We start from the raw sequence: 14,971 nt of genomic DNA, 5'->3' as shown, positions 1-14,971 counted from the left end.
CTGTCGGTCCCGGAAAACGAAAAACGTTGGCAACCCGGGATGATAGCCGAACGGGCCGCCGCGCCGGCCCGCCTCAGTCCGCGGAGAGATCGAAGGCCTGCGCCAGCAGTTCGTAGGTGCGCAGCCGCGCCGCGTAGCTGGCGGCCACGCTCAGCACCACCAGTTCGTCGGCCTGGAAGCGCTCGCGCAGGTCCAGCATGCGCTGCGCCACCTGCTCCGGCGTGCCGCAGATGGTGCGCGGGCGCTCGCGCTCGACGATCAGGCGGTCGCGCTCGGTGGGCTCGTGCTGCGCGGCCTGCTCCAGCGACGGGATCGGCGCGTTGACGCCATAGGCCATCTGCAGCCGGCGCAGGTCCACGGCGCGCTCCAGCGCCGCCGCCTCGGCCTCGGTATCGGCGCAGATCACGAAGATCGCCGCGGCGCTGTACGGGCGCGCGTCATACGCGGGCGCGAAGTCCTCGCGGTAGTGGCGCGCCACGGCGTGGCCCATGTGCGGGTTGATGAAGTGGGCGAAGGCGAAGCGCAGGCCGAGCCGGGCCGCCAGCGCGCCGCCGTAGTCGCTCGAGCCCAGCACCCACAGCTCGGGCCGGGTATCGATCTCCGGCTGCAGCACCACGCCCTCGGCGATGTGCCCGGGCGGCACCTCGCCGCGCAGCAGCCAGGACAGGTCCTGCACCTGCTCGGCGAAATGGTCGCCGCGGTTGTAGTCGCCCATCGCCACCGCCTGCGCGGTGCGCAGGTCGCCGCCCGGCGCGCGGCCCACGCCGAGGTCGATGCGGCCCGGGAACAGGCCTTCGAGCATGCGGAACTGCTCGGCCACCTTGAACGGGCTGTAGTAGGGCAGCATCACGCCGCCCGAGCCCAGCCGGATGCGCCGCGTGACGCTGCCCAGGCGCGCCAGCATGACTTCCGGCGCCGGGTTGCATACGCCGCGCAGGCCGTGGTGCTCGGCGCACCAGTAGCGCGTGTAGCCGAGCGCGTCGGCGGCCTGCGCCAGCTCCACCGTGGCGGCCAGCGCGTCGCGCGCGCTGTGGCCGGCGATGACCGGGCTCTGGTCCAGCACCGAGAGGCGCAGCTTGGGTTTGCTTTCAGGCATGTGGGGTTCGTGCCAAGGGGAGGGGGTCGTGTGAAAGGGACGCGGGCGCGGGCTTCAGCGCGCCGGCAGGCGCTGGCCGATGGCGGCCACCAGGTGGCGCGCCAGCGTGAGCTTGTCCGCGCGCGGCAGGCGCGTCACGCCCCTGGCGTCGAACAGCACGATCTCGTTGTCGTCGAGGCCGAAGGTCTGGTGGCCGATATTGCCGACCAGCAGCGGCACGTTCTTGCGCTGGCGCTTCTGCTCGCCGTATTGCTCGAGCTTCTCGCTCTCGGCGGCGAAGCCCACGCAGTAGGGCGCGTTCGCGCGCGCCGCCACGGCGGCGAGGATGTCCGGGTTCTGCACGAACCGCAGCGTCGGCGTGTCGGTGTCGTTGGCCTTCTTGAGCTTCTGCGTGGCCACCTCGGCCGGGCGCCAGTCGGCCACCGCCGCCACGGCGATGAACACGTCGGCGCCGGTCAGGTTCGCCAACACCGCATCGAACATCTGCTGCGCGCTTTCCACGTCGGCGCGCGCCACGCCGCGCGGCGTCGGCTGCGCGGTCGGTCCCGCCACCAGGATCACGTCGGCGCCGGCCTCGCGCGCCGCGCGCGCGATGGCGAAGCCCATCTTGCCCGAGGAGCGGTTGGTGATGCCGCGCACCGGGTCGATCGCCTCGAAGGTCGGCCCGGCCGTGATCACCACGCGGCGGCCCACCAGCGGCTTGGGCTGGAAGAAGGCGACGAGGTCCTCGACGATCTCCTCCGGCTCCAGCATGCGGCCGTCGCCGATCTCGCCGCAGGCCTGGTCGCCGCTGCCGGGGCCGAGGATCGCCACGCCGTCGGCGCGCAGTTGCGTGGCATTGCGCTGCGTGGCCGGCGCGCCCCACATCTGGCGGTTCATGGCGGGCACCACCAGCAGCGGGCAGTCGCGCGCGATGCACAGCGTGGAGAGCAGGTCGTCGCACAGGCCGTTGGCCAGCCGCGCGAGGAAATCGGTGGAGGCGGGCGCGATGACGATGGCGTCGGCCTCGCGCGACAGGTCGATGTGGGCCATGTTGTTGCCCACGCGCGCATCCCACTGGGACGTGAATACCGGCCGGCCCGACAGCGCCTGCATCGTGACCGGGGTGATGAAGTGGGTCGCGGCCTCGGTCATGACCACCTGCACGGTCGCGCCGGCCTTGGCCAGCAGGCGGACCAGCTCGGCCGACTTGTAGCAGGCGATGCCGCCGGTCAGGCCAAGGACGAGATGCTTGCCTCGCAGATCCATGATGCTCTTTGCTCGAAGGTGTGGTCCGGGTGCCGGGGCTGGGTTGCCTTGCGATTGTCCCGCAATGGCATGCCGCTGCGCCGGAGAAACGTCAATAATACCGGCTTGCCCGCGCGCGCGTTTGCCGCGCCGCCGCTCGCGGCCGCGCCGGCCTCCGCGGCCTCCCCATCCCGCTCATCCTCTCACCTTTGCCCGCCACCCTCATGTCGCCACGTCCCTTGTTTCGCCAGCACCGCACGCCGCGCCCGCTGCGCCCGCAGAACCTGATCCTGCTGTTGCTGGCGGGCGTGTTCGCGCTGGCCCTGCTGCTGCTGGCCTTCGCCAAGGTCTGGCTGCCGCGCGAGGACGTGCCGGCGCGGGCGGACTGGATCGTGGTGCTGGGCGGGGAATCGGGCGAGCGCGTGATCGGCGCGGCGGAGCTGTATCACGCCGGCGTGGCGCCGTTCGTGTTCGTCACCGGCGCCGGCGACTGCCTGCTCAACGTGCGGCGCCTGGTCATGGCCGGCGTGCCGCGCGGGCGCATCGGCTACGAATGCACTTCGCGCAGCACCTGGGAAAACGCCCGCGTGACGCGGGCGCAGCTGGAGCGGTTCGCGCCGCGCCGGGCGGTGCTGGTGACCAGCTGGTACCACACCGGCCGGGCCCTGCAATCGTTCCGCCAGGCCTGGGGCGAGGTCGAGTGGGGCGCCCACGGCGTCCATCCCGGCGTGAGCCTGGACAGGTCGCTGGTGGTCTACGAAGCGGGCGCGGTGCTTGCCGAATATCTCAAGCACGCCTGGTACGCCGTGCGCCACTGAGCGCGCGGCGCGCCCGGCGCCGTTCAGTGCCGGCGCACGCGCCGCAGCTCGTCCACGATCAGCAGCACCGCGCCGACCGTGATGGCGCAGTCCGCCACGTTGAACGCGGGCCAGTGGTAGTTGCGCGCGTGGAAGTCGAGGAAGTCGATCACGTGGCCGTAGATCACGCGGTCCACCACGTTGCCGATGGCGCCGCCCAGGATCAGCGAGATGGCGAAGCAGAACAGGCGCTGGCCGGTATGGCGGTACAGCATCCACACGATGAACAGGCCCACCACCACGCCCAGCGCGGTGAAGAACCAGCGCTGCCAGCCGCCGGCGTCGGCCAGGAAGCTGAAGGCGGCGCCCTTGTTGTAGACCAGCACCAGGTTGAAGAAGCCGGTCACGGGGCGCGATTCGCCGTAGGCGAAGGTCCTGACGATGACGATCTTGAAGAACTGGTCGAGCACGATCACCAGCAGGGCGAACGCCAGCCACAGCAGCGGCGTGGTGTGGCTGGCCTTGCTGGCGCGCTTGCCGGCGCGCGCGCCGCGTGTGGTGGTGGCGGCCATCAGGCGTGGCTCCTGTGTTCGCCGGCGCCGAACAGGTTGCTGTCGCAGCGCCCGCAGAGGGTGGGATGGGCCGGGTCGCGGCCGACGTCGGCGCGGTAGTGCCAGCAGCGCTCGCACTTGGCGTGGGCCGACGGCGTCACCGTGACCATCAGGTCGCCGCCTTCCGGCGCCGGCGCCACCTTGGCTGCCGAGGTCAGCAGCACGAAGCGCAGGTCGTCGGCCAGGCTTTGCAGCGCGGCCAGCACCGGGCCGCCGGCCTGGATGGTGACTTCGGCCTGCAGCGACGAGCCGATCTCGCCGTCCACGCGCACCGCTTCGAGCTGCCTGGTGACTTCCGCGCGCACGTCGCGGATGGTCTGCCACTTCTGCAGCAGGTCGTCGGCGTCGTCGACCGCCGGCACCTCGTAGTAGGTGCTGGTGAAGATGGTGTCGCGGTGCTCGGTGCCGTGGCCGAAGATCTGCCACGCTTCCTCGGCGGTAAACGAGAGGAACGGCGCCATCCAGTGCAGCATGGCCTGGGTGACGTGGTAGACCGCGTTCTGCGCGGCGCGGCGCGCCTGCGAGCCGGGCGCCGTGGTGTAGAGGCGGTCCTTGAGCACGTCGAGGTAGAAGCCGCCGAGGTCTTCCGAGCAGAAGGTCTGCAGCTTGGCGACCACCGGGTGGAATTCGTAGGCCTCGTAGTGCGACAGGATCTCGCGCTGCAGGCGGCCGGTCAGCGCCACCGCGTAGCGGTCGATCTCCAGCCATTCCGACACCGGCAGCGCGTGCTGCGCGTGGTCGTAGTCGGCCAGGTTGGCCAGCAGGAAGCGCAGCGTGTTGCGGATGCGGCGGTAGCCTTCCACCACGCGCTTGAGGATCTCGTCGGAGATCGACAGCTCGCCCGAGTAGTCGGTCGAGGCCACCCACAGGCGGATGATCTCGGCGCCCATCTTGTTCGACACGTCCTGCGGCGACACCGTGTTGCCGACCGACTTGGACATCTTGCGGCCTTCGCCGTCGACGGTGAAGCCGTGCGTGAGCAGCGCCTTGTAGGGCGGCTTGCCGTACAGCATCGAGGCGGTCAGCAGCGAGGAATGGAACCAGCCGCGGTGCTGGTCCGAGCCTTCCAGGTACAGGTCCGCCAGGCGGCCCTCGGGCAGGTCGGCCGACGGGTCGTACAGGTCCGCGCGGTGCGAGCCGCGGATCACGGTCCAGTGCGTGGTGCCGGAGTCGAACCAGACGTCGAGCGTGTCGCGGTTCTTCTCGTAGAGCGCGGCCTCGTCGCCGAGCAGTTCCTGCGGGTCCAGCGTCTGCCAGGCCTCGATGCCGTGCTGCTCCACGCGCCTGGCCACTTCCTCGAGCAGCGCCGGCGTGCGCGGATGCAGCGCGCCGGTTTCCTTGTGCACGAAGAACGCCATCGGCACGCCCCACTGGCGCTGGCGCGACAGGGTCCAGTCGGGCCGGTTGGCGATCATGTTGTGCAGGCGCTGCTTGCCCCAGGCGGGGTAGAACTCGGTGGCCTCGATGCCGGCCAGCGCGGTCTCGCGCAGGGTCGGGCCGTCGTCGACCGGGTCCACGTCCATGCCCGCGAACCACTGCGAGGTGGCGCGGTAGATGATCGGCGTCTTGTGGCGCCAGCAGTGCATGTAGCTGTGGGTGTACCTGTGCGAGTTGAACAGGTTGCCCGAGGCTTCCAGCACCGCGACGATCTTCGGGTTGGCGTCCCAGATCTTCTCGCCGCCGAACAGCGGCAGCGTGCTGGCGTAGACGCCGTCGCCCATCACCGGGCTGATGATGTCGGCGTCGCTCATGCCGTGCGCCTTGCACGACTGGAAGTCCTCCACGCCGTAGGCCGGCGCCGAGTGCACGATGCCGGTGCCGGTATCGGTGGTGACGTACTCGCCCAGGTAGACCGGCGAGAGGCGGTCGTAGCCCGCGTCGGTCTTCGCCAGCGGATGGTGGAAGCGGATCTCCGACAGCGCCGCGCCCGTGGCGGTGGCCAGCACGCTGCCTTCGAGGCCGTAGACCTTGAGCTGCTCCTCGACGCGCTCGGTGGCCAGGATCAGGTGGCCGCGCGGCGTGTCGACCAGCGCGTATTCCACTTCCGGGTGCACGTTGAGCGCCTGGTTGGACGGGATGGTCCACGGCGTGGTGGTCCAGATCACGACCCAGCCCGGCCTGGCCGCCAGTTGCGCGGCCGGCAGCTTGAACGCATGGGCCAGCTTGTCGGTCTCGGCGAACGGGAAGCCCACGTCGATGGAGAGGTCGGTCTTGTCCTTGTACTCGACCTCGGCCTCGGCCAGCGCCGAGCCGCAGTCGAAGCACCAGTTCACCGGCTTGAGGCCGCGGAACACGTAGCCCTTTTCCATGATCTTGCCCAGCGCGCGCAGCTCGTCGGCTTCGTTGCTGTGGTTCATGGTCAGGTAGGGATGGTCCCAGTCGCCGAGCACGCCCAGGCGCTCGAAGTCCAGCTTCTGGCGGGCGATCTGCTCGGTGGCGTAGGCGCGCGCCTTCGACTGGACTTCCTGCACCGGCAGGCCCTTGCCGAACTGCTTCTCGATCTGGATCTCGATCGGCATGCCGTGGCAGTCCCAGCCCGGCACGTAGACGGCGTCCAGGCCCGACAGGCCGCGCGCCTTGATGATCATGTCCTTGAGGATCTTGTTCACCGCGTGGCCGATGTGGATGTCGCCGTTGGCGTACGGCGGGCCGTCATGCAGGATGAACTTCTTCGCGCCCTTGCGGGCGGCCCGGATCTTCTTGTAGATCTGCTTGTCCTGCCACTGCTTGACCCACAGCGGCTCGCGCTTGGGCAGGTCGCCGCGCATCGGGAACGGGGTGTCGAGCAGGTTGACCGGGTACTTGCTTTTTTCGGGCTTGGCGCGTTTGTCGTTGGACATGTCGATTCTCGGGGCAATTCGGTTGGCGCGCGGGGCGCCAGCTCGGCTGGCTGCGGGCGCGCGGTACGGCGTGGGCTGGCTGCGGGGAAGCCTCGGGTTTGAAGGGGTAGCGACCCGGGTCCCGCTGCGCGGGAACGGGGCGCTAGCTAATTCGGTCGGTGGCGGAGGTGGCGAAGTCGCGGCTGCCCGCGGCCGGGGGCGTGCCCGCGGGCGAGCCCGGCACGGTCAGGCCGAAGAACGCGCGCGCATCCGCGCAGTCCTTGGCGATGGCCGCGGTCAGCGCTTCCAGGCCGTCGAAGCGGGCCTCGTCGCGCAGCTTCTTCATGAACTCGACGCGCACCAGCTTGCCGTAGATGCTCTGGTTGAAGTCGAACAGATGCACCTCCAGCAATACCCGGCCGGCGTCCTCGATGGTCGGGCGCACGCCGATGCTGGCCACGCCGGGCACCGGATGCTCGCCCAGGCCGTGCACCTGCACCACGAAGATGCCGCTGACCGCCGGCCGCTTGTGCGAGATGCGCAGGTTGATGGTGGGGAAACCGAGGTCGCGCCCCAGCTTGCGCCCGTGCACCACGTGCCCGCTGATGGCGTAGCCGTGGCCGAGCAGGCGGCGCGCATGCTCGAGGTCGCCGCCGACCAGCGCCTGGCGCACCGCGGAGCTGGAGATGCGCACGCCGCCCTCGGAGACCGAGCCCATCTGCTCGACGTCGAAGCCGAACTGGGCGCCGGCCTGCTGCAGGTAGGCGAAGTCGCCGGCGCGGCGCGCGCCGAAGCGGAAATCGTCGCCGACCAGCAGCCAGCGCGTGTGCAGGCCGTGCCATAGCACGTTCTCGACGAAGGCCTGCGGCGACTGGGCGGCGAAATGGGCGTTGAAATGCTCGACCACCACGCGGTCGACCCCGTTGCGGCGCAGGCTCTCGAGCTTGTCGCGCAGTAGCGCGATGCGCGCGGGCGCCTTGTCCGGGGTGAAGAACTCGCGCGGGTGCGGCTCGAAGGTCATCACGCACAGCGGCAGGCCGCGCGCGTCGGCCGCTGCGCGCGCGCGCGCGAGCAGCGACTGGTGGCCGCGGTGGACACCGTCGAAATTGCCGATGGTCAGGGCGCAGGGCGCCCGGCTCTCGGCATTGGGCAGGCCACGGAAGACTTTCACGAGGACGGCGTCGAGCGTTTGGGTAAAGCGGGCATTATAAGGCGAATGGGGGACGAGTTTCGCCCGGCGGTACCGGGCCCGGCGCGCGGGCTGGCGTTTTTGTGCACGGATCGGCCCATCGGCGTGGCGCCACTCCCCAAAAGGCGGCATGATACGGCGGATCGCATCCGACGTCCCAGCCCTTCCTTTGAACGCGCTGCTCAACCGAATCCTGCCGCCGCCAGGGCCTCCGCTCGATACCGAAACGCGGGCCAAGCTGCTGGCGACCATCCATCGCGTCTCTCCCACCGCCACCGTGGCCTCGCTGGTGCTGCCGGCGCTGACCGCGGTCGCCTTCTGGTCCGCCGCCGACCATGCCGCGCTGCTGGGCTGGTGCGGCGTGATGCTGGTGCTGGCCACCGCGTCGACGTGGTTCTACTACGGCTACCTGCGCGACGGCGCCACCATGAGCCGCTCGGCCCATACGCGCAAGTGGTGGGCCAACATGCGCGCGCTCGCCTTCCTGACCGGGCTGACCTGGGGCAGCTCCGCGCTGCTGCACCTGTTCACCGGCTCCGCCGTGTTCTCCAGCGTGCTGTACCTGCTCGCGGTGGGCGTGCTGGCCGGCGGCGTCACCGCGCAGTCGCCGGTGCCGTCGAACCTGGTCTACGCCGGCATTCCGATCCTGGTGCCCAACATTTTGTTGGCCGACTACGCCTTTCCGGGCCACGGCACCTACGTGCAGTTGCTGCTGGTGGTCTACGCCATCATGCTCACGCGCCACGCGCTGAACCTGCAGCGCACGCTGGTGCGGGCCATCCAGCTCGAGAGCGACAGCCGCCGCCTGGCCAAGCAGTTCCAGGAGGAGAAGGAGCGCGCGCTGCATGCCAGCGAGGAGAAGTCGCGCTTTCTCGCCGCCGCCAGCCACGACCTGCGCCAGCCCGTGCATGCGCTGGTGATGCTGGTCGAGGCGCTGCGCGCGCGCAACAAGTCGTCCTCGCTCCATCCGCTGGTCGAGCAGGTGGCCGCCGGCACCCAGACCATCGACCTGCTGTTCCGCTCGCTGCTGGACCTGTCCAAGCTCGAGGGCCGCAAGGTGCTGCCGACGCTGGAGCCGTGCGAGCTCGGCCACCTGATCAACGAGGTGATGAGCCAGTTCGCCGCCGACGCGCGCGAAAGCGGCCTGACCCTGACCCCGCGCGTGCCCGAGGAACTGTTCGCGATGGCCGAGCCGGTGCTGCTGCGCCGCGCGTTGTTCAACCTCGTGCAGAACGCGCTGCGCTACACCCGCCGCGGCGGCGTGCTGGTGACGGCGCGCGAGCGCCGCAAGCATATCCGCGTGGAGGTGTGGGACACCGGCGCCGGCATTACGCCGGAGCACCTGCCCGACATCTTTTCGCCGTACTACCAGGTGCACAACCCCCAGCGCGACCCGTCCCAGGGCCTGGGGCTGGGGCTGGCCATCTTCAAGGAATGCGTGCGCCTGATGCGCGGTACCTACGGCGTGCGCTCGGTGCCGGGGCGCGGCTCGGTGTTCTGGTTCTCGCTGGCGCCGGTGGAGGCCGAGACCGTGGCCACCATCCGCGCGGTACGCGCCTCGGCGGCGGCCGAGGACACCAAGCCGGACCACCTGCGCGGCACGGTGCTGGTGGTGGACGACGACACGCAGATCCGCAAGGCCTGGATCGCGCTGATGGAAGCCTGGGGCATCCAGGTCGCGTGCGCCGCGCACGGCGCCGATGCCGACCGCCTGTTCATGCAGGGCCTCAGGCCGGACATCATCTTCTGCGACCTGCGCCTGCCCGGCAGCGAGAACGGGCTGGACCTGCTCGAGCGCTGGCAGAACACCCAGCCGCAGGCGCGCAGCGCGCTGCTGTCGGGCGATCTCAAGTCCGACGCGCTGGCGGCGGCCGAGGAAGCGGGCTATTTCGTGCTGCCCAAGCCGGTCGATCCGGCGGCGCTGCGGCTGCTGCTGCGGCGCTGGCTGCGTCCCGCCTGAAGGCAGGCAGGCAGGCGGGCGGGCGGCAGGCGGCGGGCGGGGCCCGGCCGCGCCTTACTGGCGCAGGCGGAAACGCTCCATGCGCGACATCACCTGCATGCGCGTGCGCACGCCGAGCCGCTGCAGGATCGCCGAGACGTGTTCCTTGACGGTGTTCTCGGTCAGCCCCAGGCGCCGCGCGATGACCTTGTTCGGCAGCCCTTCGAGCACCAGCGCCAGCACCGAGCCCTGGCGCGGCGTCAGCCCCAGCTCCGCCGGCGTGACCGGGATGCCGTGGGCCGGCCCGAACGACTGCGCGCGGCCGTTGAGGGCCTCGTCGGAAGGAAACGAGGTGTCGCCCGCCAGCACCTTGCGCACGGCCGCGGTGAACGCGTTGGCGTCGAGGTGCTTGCCGACGAAGCCGTAGGCGGCGAGCGCGCGCGCGCGGCCCACGATCTCCGGCGTGGCCTCGGCGGACATGAAGATGAAGCGCGCCGCGGGCACCAGCGTCTTGAGCGCCTGCATGGCGTCGAAGCCGGTGCCGTCGGTGAGCCAGATGTCCAGCAGCACGATATCGGGCCTCAGCCCCTGCTGCAAGGTGTTGAGCGCCTCTTTGGCGCTGCCGGCGGCATGGACCGCAACGTCGGGCATCACTTCCGCCAGGAAGGCGGTGGTGCCGGACAGGGCCATGGGATGATCATCGACCACCAGCAAGGTCGGTGCAGCGTTCGACATGCGATTTCCCGTCTAATTTTCCACTTCGTCCTTGTTGTCACTTGAAGCCGCGTAAACGGTCTGCGCGTGGACGATAGCAGCCACTCTAGCAGAGCGGGCGAGGCGTCACAATCCGTGAACAAGCTAAGCACGTTGCGCGCAGGCCATGCCATTCGGCCTGCCGGCGGGGGTTTCGCGTGTTTTAAGTGCCTAATGCGCTCGCTTTGGCCGTGTACTGGCCCTGCCTTGGTAGAATTGCGCGATGAAAAATATCGTTATCCTGATTTCAGGGCGTGGCTCCAACATGGAAGCCATCGTCCGCGCGTGTGCCGCCGAGGGCTGGCCGGCGCGCGTGGCGGCCGTCCTGTCCAACCGGCCCGATGCCGAGGGCCTGCAGTTCGCCGCCGACCACGGCGTGCCCACGGGCGTGGTGGACCACACCCGGTATGCCGACCGCGCCACCTTTGACGCGGCCCTGGCCGCCGCCATCGACGCCCACGCCCCCGACGTGGTCGTGCTGGCCGGCTTCATGCGCATCCTGACGCCGGCCTTCGTCGACAAATACGCCGGGCGCATGCTCAATATCCATCCGTCGCTGCTGCCGTGTTTCCCTGGCATGTACACCCATCGCCAGGCCATCGAGGCCGGCGTCAAGGTGCATGGCGCGAGCGTCCATTTCGTCACACCCGAACTCGATCACGGCCCGGTCATCGTCCAGGCCGCGCTCGACGTGCTGCCGGGCGACACGCCCGAAAGCCTGGCCGAGCGCCTGTTGCCGGCCGAACACGCGATCTACCCGCGCGCTGTGCGCTGGTTCGTCGAGGACCGCCTGCGCGTGCATGCCGGCGTGGTCCGCGTCGAACCCCACGAATCCCAGTTGTTTACGGCCTTTGCTGCCGCTACGGAGGTGCAGTCATGAGCCGGAATACCGCAGGGGCGCGCCAGCCCGTCCGCGACAAGCGCAAGGCCACGCCGATCCGCCAGTCCGCGCGCAGCGGCGATCACCGCGACAGCCGCGACGGCCAGGCGCCGCAGCAGGGCCGCGCCGCGCACGGCGGGCTGCATGCCGTGCATATCCAGCACATCGACCGCCTGCTGGGCAAGGTGCTGATGTTCACGCGTCCGTCCGACGTGGTGGTGAGCTACTACTTCCGCGAGAACCCCAAGCTGGGCCACCGCGAGCGCGGCATCATCGCCGAGGCGGTGTTCGCGGTGTTGCGCCGGCGCGTCGAATTCTCGCAGTTCGCCGCCAGCGGCACGGGCACTTCGCAGCGCCGCCTGGCCCTGCTGGGCCTGGCCGCCACGCTCGGCCGCGATGTCCTCACGCCGTTCCTGCTGCCCGAGGAAGGCGAATGGCTGGACCGCCTGACCACCATCGAGCGCTCGAGCCTGGCGCCGCGCGTGCGCGCCAACCTGCCCGAATGGCTGTTCGACGAACTCGCCGCCCGCCACGACCAGGCCTTCGTCGAAGCGCTCGGCGACGCCTGGCTGCGCCCGGCCCCGCTGGACCTGCGCGCCAACCTGGCCAAGACCTCGCGCGAGGCCGCGCTGGCCGAGCTGGAAGCCGCCGGCCTCAAGGCCGAGCCCACGCCGATGGCGCCCGCCGGCATCCGCCTGGCCGGCAAGCCCGCGCTCAACCAGCTGCCGCTGTTCGTCAACGGCCTGGTCGAGGTGCAGGACGAAGGCAGCCAGCTGCTGTGCAACCTGGTCGCGCCCAAGCGCGGCGAGATGGTGGTCGACTTCTGCGCGGGCGCCGGCGGCAAGACGCTGGCGCTGGGCGCGCTGATGCGCTCCACCGGCCGCCTCTATGCGTTCGACGTGTCCGAGAAGCGCCTGGCCAACCTCAAGCCGCGCCTGGCGCGCAGCGGGCTGTCCAACGTGCATCCGGTGCAGATCGATTCCGAGCACGACGCCAAGATCAAGCGCCTGGCCGGCAAGATCGACCGCGTGCTGGTGGACGCGCCATGCAGCGGCCTCGGTACGCTGCGGCGCAACCCGGACTTGAAGTGGCGCCAGACGCCGCAGTCGGTGCTGGAACTGACCGCCAAGCAGGCCTCGATCCTCGAGTCCGCCGCGCGCCTGGTCAAGGTCGGCGGGCGCGTGGTCTATGCCACCTGCAGCGTGCTGGAAGCCGAGAACGAAGGCATCGTGCGCGGGTTCCTGTCCACGCATGCGGGCTTCCGCCTGGTGCCGGCCGCGCAGGTGCTGGCCGAGCAGAAGATCGTGGTGCCGGGCTTGCCGGAAGACGCCGAGATGCTGGCGCTCTATCCGCACCTGCATCAGACCGACGGCTTCTTCGCCGCGGTGCTGGAGCGCGTCAGCTAAGACCGCCGCGGTAAAGCAAGGGGCGCTGCCGGTCAGCGCCCTTTTTTTTGCGCCCGCTTTCTCGCGGTCGGCGCCGCCGCCGCGCCGCGCGACATCCTGCCCGGACTTCTGCGTCGCCGGCGCAGATGGCGGAAGGCGGCCGGATCCTCCGGCCCGATCCGGTTGCGCGCTTCGATGCGCTGCGCAGCCGACACGGCAATTGTCTGCGCGCGCGCGCCATCCCGGTGGACTAGGCCTTCTGGCCGACGGGCGGGGATGCGCGGCGCGCCTGCCTTGTGCCGGCGCGGGCTCGCCGCCGCCAGCGTGCGCCGGAACACATCGCCGTCCGCCATTCGCACGGGCTGGCGGACGGCCGGAGTTCAATACATTGAGGCCGCCCCAACTTGTCTTGACATGCGAAGCAACCTACCTTGACAGGACAACGCAGCGTCGGCGAAGGCATCGGCGCGCGGCGGGCGCGGCCCATTCATTCTGGCCGGCGCGATTTCGATGGGAAGCCGCCGTTCCGGCTCGCGCCGCAGCGGCGCGCGGTGATGGGAGGGGAGGATGCTGCATTCATTTTTCTTCGCGTCCGCGGACAGGCGGCCCGGCGACCACGCCTTGTGGGCCGACGGCCGCTACTACACCTACGAGGAAGTCCGCGCGCGCGCACGCGGCATCAGCATGGCGCTGGCGCCGTTCGCCGGCGGTCCCAATCGCAACTGCATCCTGTTCGCGCACCGCAGCGCGTGCGCCTACGCCGGCCTGCTCGGCGTGCTGGCCGCCGGCATGGCTTACGTGCCGATCCATGCGCGCTTCCCGCCGGCGCGCAACGCCGCCATCATCGCGCGCTCGGGCGCGCGCGTGATGCTGGTCGACCATGTCTGCGCGCCGCAGCTCGCGGCGCTGCTGCCGCTGCTGCCGCCGGACCTGCGCATCGTCATGCTCGACGCGCGGGCGTGGGACGCCGCCGGCGGCAATGCGCGGCCGCCGCCGTCCGCGCCCTTCGTGCACGATGCGCCGGCGGCGTGGCCCGCCGCCGTCGGGCCGGACGACCTCGCCTACCTGATCTTCACCTCGGGCACCAGCGGGCCGCCCAAGGGCGTGATGATCCCGCACGGCAGCGCGGTGGCCTACGTCAATGCGCAGATGCGGCGCTATCCCTGCGAGCCCGGCGCGCGCTTCAGCCAGTTCGCCGACCTCACCTTCGATTTCTCGGTGCACGACGTGCACGTCTGCTGGGCCAACGGCGCGTGCCTCTACGTGCCGACGCTGCAGGACCCGCTCTACCTGGCCGGCTTCATCCGCGAGCACCACATCACCCACTGGGCCAGCGTGCCGTCCGTGCTGGCGCTGCTGCAGCAGTTCCGCAAGCTGGCGCCCGGCGCCTTTCCCAGCGTGAAGATGACCCTGATGGGCGGCGAGGCGCTGCCCAAGGGCCTGGCCGAGGCCTGGTCGCGGGCCGCGCCGAACACGCACATCGTCAACGGCTACGGCCCCACGGAAACCACGGTGATCGTGCTGACCTTCGAGCTCACGCCCGCCTTTCTTGCCGATGCGTCGCGCCCGGCGGTGCCGCTGGGCCGGCCCTACCCGGGCACCGAGGTGGTGGTGGTGGACGAGCATCTCGCGCCGGTGGCGGCCGGCGCGCAGGGCGAACTGCTGATCGGCGGCGCGCAGCTCGCGCGCGGTTATCTGTCGGCGAACCCGCTCGACGGCGAGCGCTTCTTCGCGCGCGCCTATCCGGGGCGCGCCTGCCGCCGCTGGTACCGCACCGGCGACGCGGTGAGCGAATCGCCCGACGGCCTGCTGTACCACGGGCGCATCGACACGCAGGTCAAGATCCGCGGCAACCGCATCGAGCTGCAGGAGATCGAGCAGGTGGTGCAGGCCGCCAGCGGCAGCGCCCAGTGCGCGGTGCTGGCGTGGCCGCTGGACGAGGCCGGCAAGCCGATCGGCCTGGTGGCGTTCGTGCTGGCGCCGGCCGACGAGTCGCTGGGCGAGATGGGCGCGCGCGCGGCGCGCATCCGCCACGCCTGCAAGCAGAGCCTGCCGGTCTACGCGCGGCCCGACCGCATCGTCTGCCTCGACGGCTTTCCCATCAACGTGAACGGCAAGATCGACCGCAATCAGCTGCTGGCGCGCTGCGCGCATCTCGAGGCCGATGCCGACGGCGCGGCGCGCTGCCGCAGCGGCACGGCCGCGGCTTGAGCGCGGCTTGAGCGCGGCGCGCGATGCGCGCAGGCCGCGCGGCATGGGGCCGCGGGCATGCACG

The 14,971-nt window shown here is 70.6% G+C and carries 12 protein-coding genes; 5 read left to right on the top strand and 7 right to left on the bottom strand.

All coding sequences use genetic code 11. The features are described 5' to 3' along the window. Positions 1–73 precede the first annotated feature (73 nt). Together ACWTPI_RS16395 and coaBC are read right to left on the bottom strand one after the other, a co-directional pair. Positions 74–1,096 (bottom strand): LLM class flavin-dependent oxidoreductase, encoded by a 1,023-nt coding sequence (locus ACWTPI_RS16395; protein ID WP_020201721.1) that lies wholly within the window; start codon positions 1,094–1,096, stop codon positions 74–76. A gap of 54 nt (positions 1,097–1,150) precedes the next feature. After that, positions 1,151–2,344 carry a bifunctional phosphopantothenoylcysteine decarboxylase/phosphopantothenate--cysteine ligase CoaBC gene (gene coaBC, locus ACWTPI_RS16390; RefSeq protein ID WP_454732178.1) on the bottom strand — a complete coding sequence of 398 codons (1,194 nt, stop codon included), beginning with the start codon at positions 2,342–2,344 and terminating at the stop codon, positions 1,151–1,153. 203 nt (positions 2,345–2,547) lie between these two features. On the opposite strand from coaBC, the gene ACWTPI_RS16385 reads away from it, so the two are divergent. Continuing rightward, positions 2,548–3,141: a YdcF family protein gene (locus ACWTPI_RS16385; RefSeq protein WP_454732177.1), complete on the top strand. Its 594-nt coding sequence runs from the start codon at positions 2,548–2,550 to the stop codon at positions 3,139–3,141. Positions 3,142–3,164: 23 nt separating this feature from the next. Here ACWTPI_RS16385 and lspA read toward each other — a convergent pair whose 3' ends face one another. The 3 genes from lspA to ACWTPI_RS16370 all read right to left on the bottom strand — a co-directional run bounded on the left by lspA (position 3,165) and on the right by ACWTPI_RS16370 (position 7,721). Further along, a complete protein-coding gene (gene lspA / locus ACWTPI_RS16380) occupies positions 3,165–3,692 on the bottom strand; it encodes a signal peptidase II (RefSeq protein WP_020201718.1) in 528 nt (175 codons plus the stop codon). After that, entirely contained in the window at positions 3,692–6,571 is a 2,880-nt protein-coding gene (gene ileS / locus ACWTPI_RS16375) for an isoleucine--tRNA ligase (protein WP_454732176.1), read from the bottom strand. Before ileS ends, lspA begins: the two co-directional genes overlap by 1 nt. Before the next feature lie 142 nt (positions 6,572–6,713). Beyond that, on the bottom strand, positions 6,714–7,721 hold the full coding sequence (locus tag ACWTPI_RS16370; RefSeq protein ID WP_059413554.1) for a bifunctional riboflavin kinase/FAD synthetase: 1,008 nt from the start codon (positions 7,719–7,721) through the stop codon (positions 6,714–6,716). Between the two features lie 148 nt (positions 7,722–7,869). Here ACWTPI_RS16370 and ACWTPI_RS16365 point away from each other — a divergent pair, with 148 nt between their 5' ends. Continuing rightward, positions 7,870–9,699, top strand: a complete 1,830-nt coding sequence (locus ACWTPI_RS16365; RefSeq protein WP_059413555.1) for a hybrid sensor histidine kinase/response regulator — start codon at positions 7,870–7,872, stop codon at positions 9,697–9,699. Between the two features lie 54 nt (positions 9,700–9,753). Here ACWTPI_RS16365 and ACWTPI_RS16360 read toward each other — a convergent pair whose 3' ends face one another. Beyond that, complete coding sequence (locus ACWTPI_RS16360) at positions 9,754–10,413, bottom strand: response regulator (protein ID WP_020423701.1); 660 nt, start codon at positions 10,411–10,413, stop codon at positions 9,754–9,756. 241 nt (positions 10,414–10,654) lie between these two features. On the opposite strand from ACWTPI_RS16360, the gene purN reads away from it, so the two are divergent. Together purN and ACWTPI_RS16350 are read left to right on the top strand one after the other, a co-directional pair. Beyond that, positions 10,655–11,311, top strand: coding sequence for a phosphoribosylglycinamide formyltransferase (gene purN / locus ACWTPI_RS16355; protein ID WP_029043323.1), 657 nt, complete (start codon positions 10,655–10,657; stop codon positions 11,309–11,311). Then, a complete protein-coding gene (locus ACWTPI_RS16350) occupies positions 11,308–12,717 on the top strand; it encodes an RsmB/NOP family class I SAM-dependent RNA methyltransferase (protein ID WP_454732175.1) in 1,410 nt (469 codons plus the stop codon). The genes purN and ACWTPI_RS16350 overlap by 4 nt, the downstream gene beginning before the upstream one ends. Positions 12,718–12,749: 32 nt before the next feature. Here the strand turns inward: ACWTPI_RS16350 and ACWTPI_RS16345 are convergent, their stop codons facing one another. Further along, a complete protein-coding gene (locus ACWTPI_RS16345; protein ID WP_454732174.1) occupies positions 12,750–13,049 on the bottom strand; it encodes a hypothetical protein in 300 nt (99 codons plus the stop codon). A 214-nt stretch (positions 13,050–13,263) separates the two neighbouring features. On the opposite strand from ACWTPI_RS16345, the gene ACWTPI_RS16340 reads away from it, so the two are divergent. Further along, positions 13,264–14,907: an amino acid adenylation domain-containing protein gene (locus ACWTPI_RS16340; protein WP_454732173.1), complete on the top strand. Its 1,644-nt coding sequence runs from the start codon at positions 13,264–13,266 to the stop codon at positions 14,905–14,907. The last annotated feature ends 64 nt before the right edge of the window (positions 14,908–14,971 follow it).

This window comes from Cupriavidus ulmosensis (genome assembly GCF_977008105.1).
This window is presented reverse-complemented; position numbering and strand designations above follow the sequence as displayed.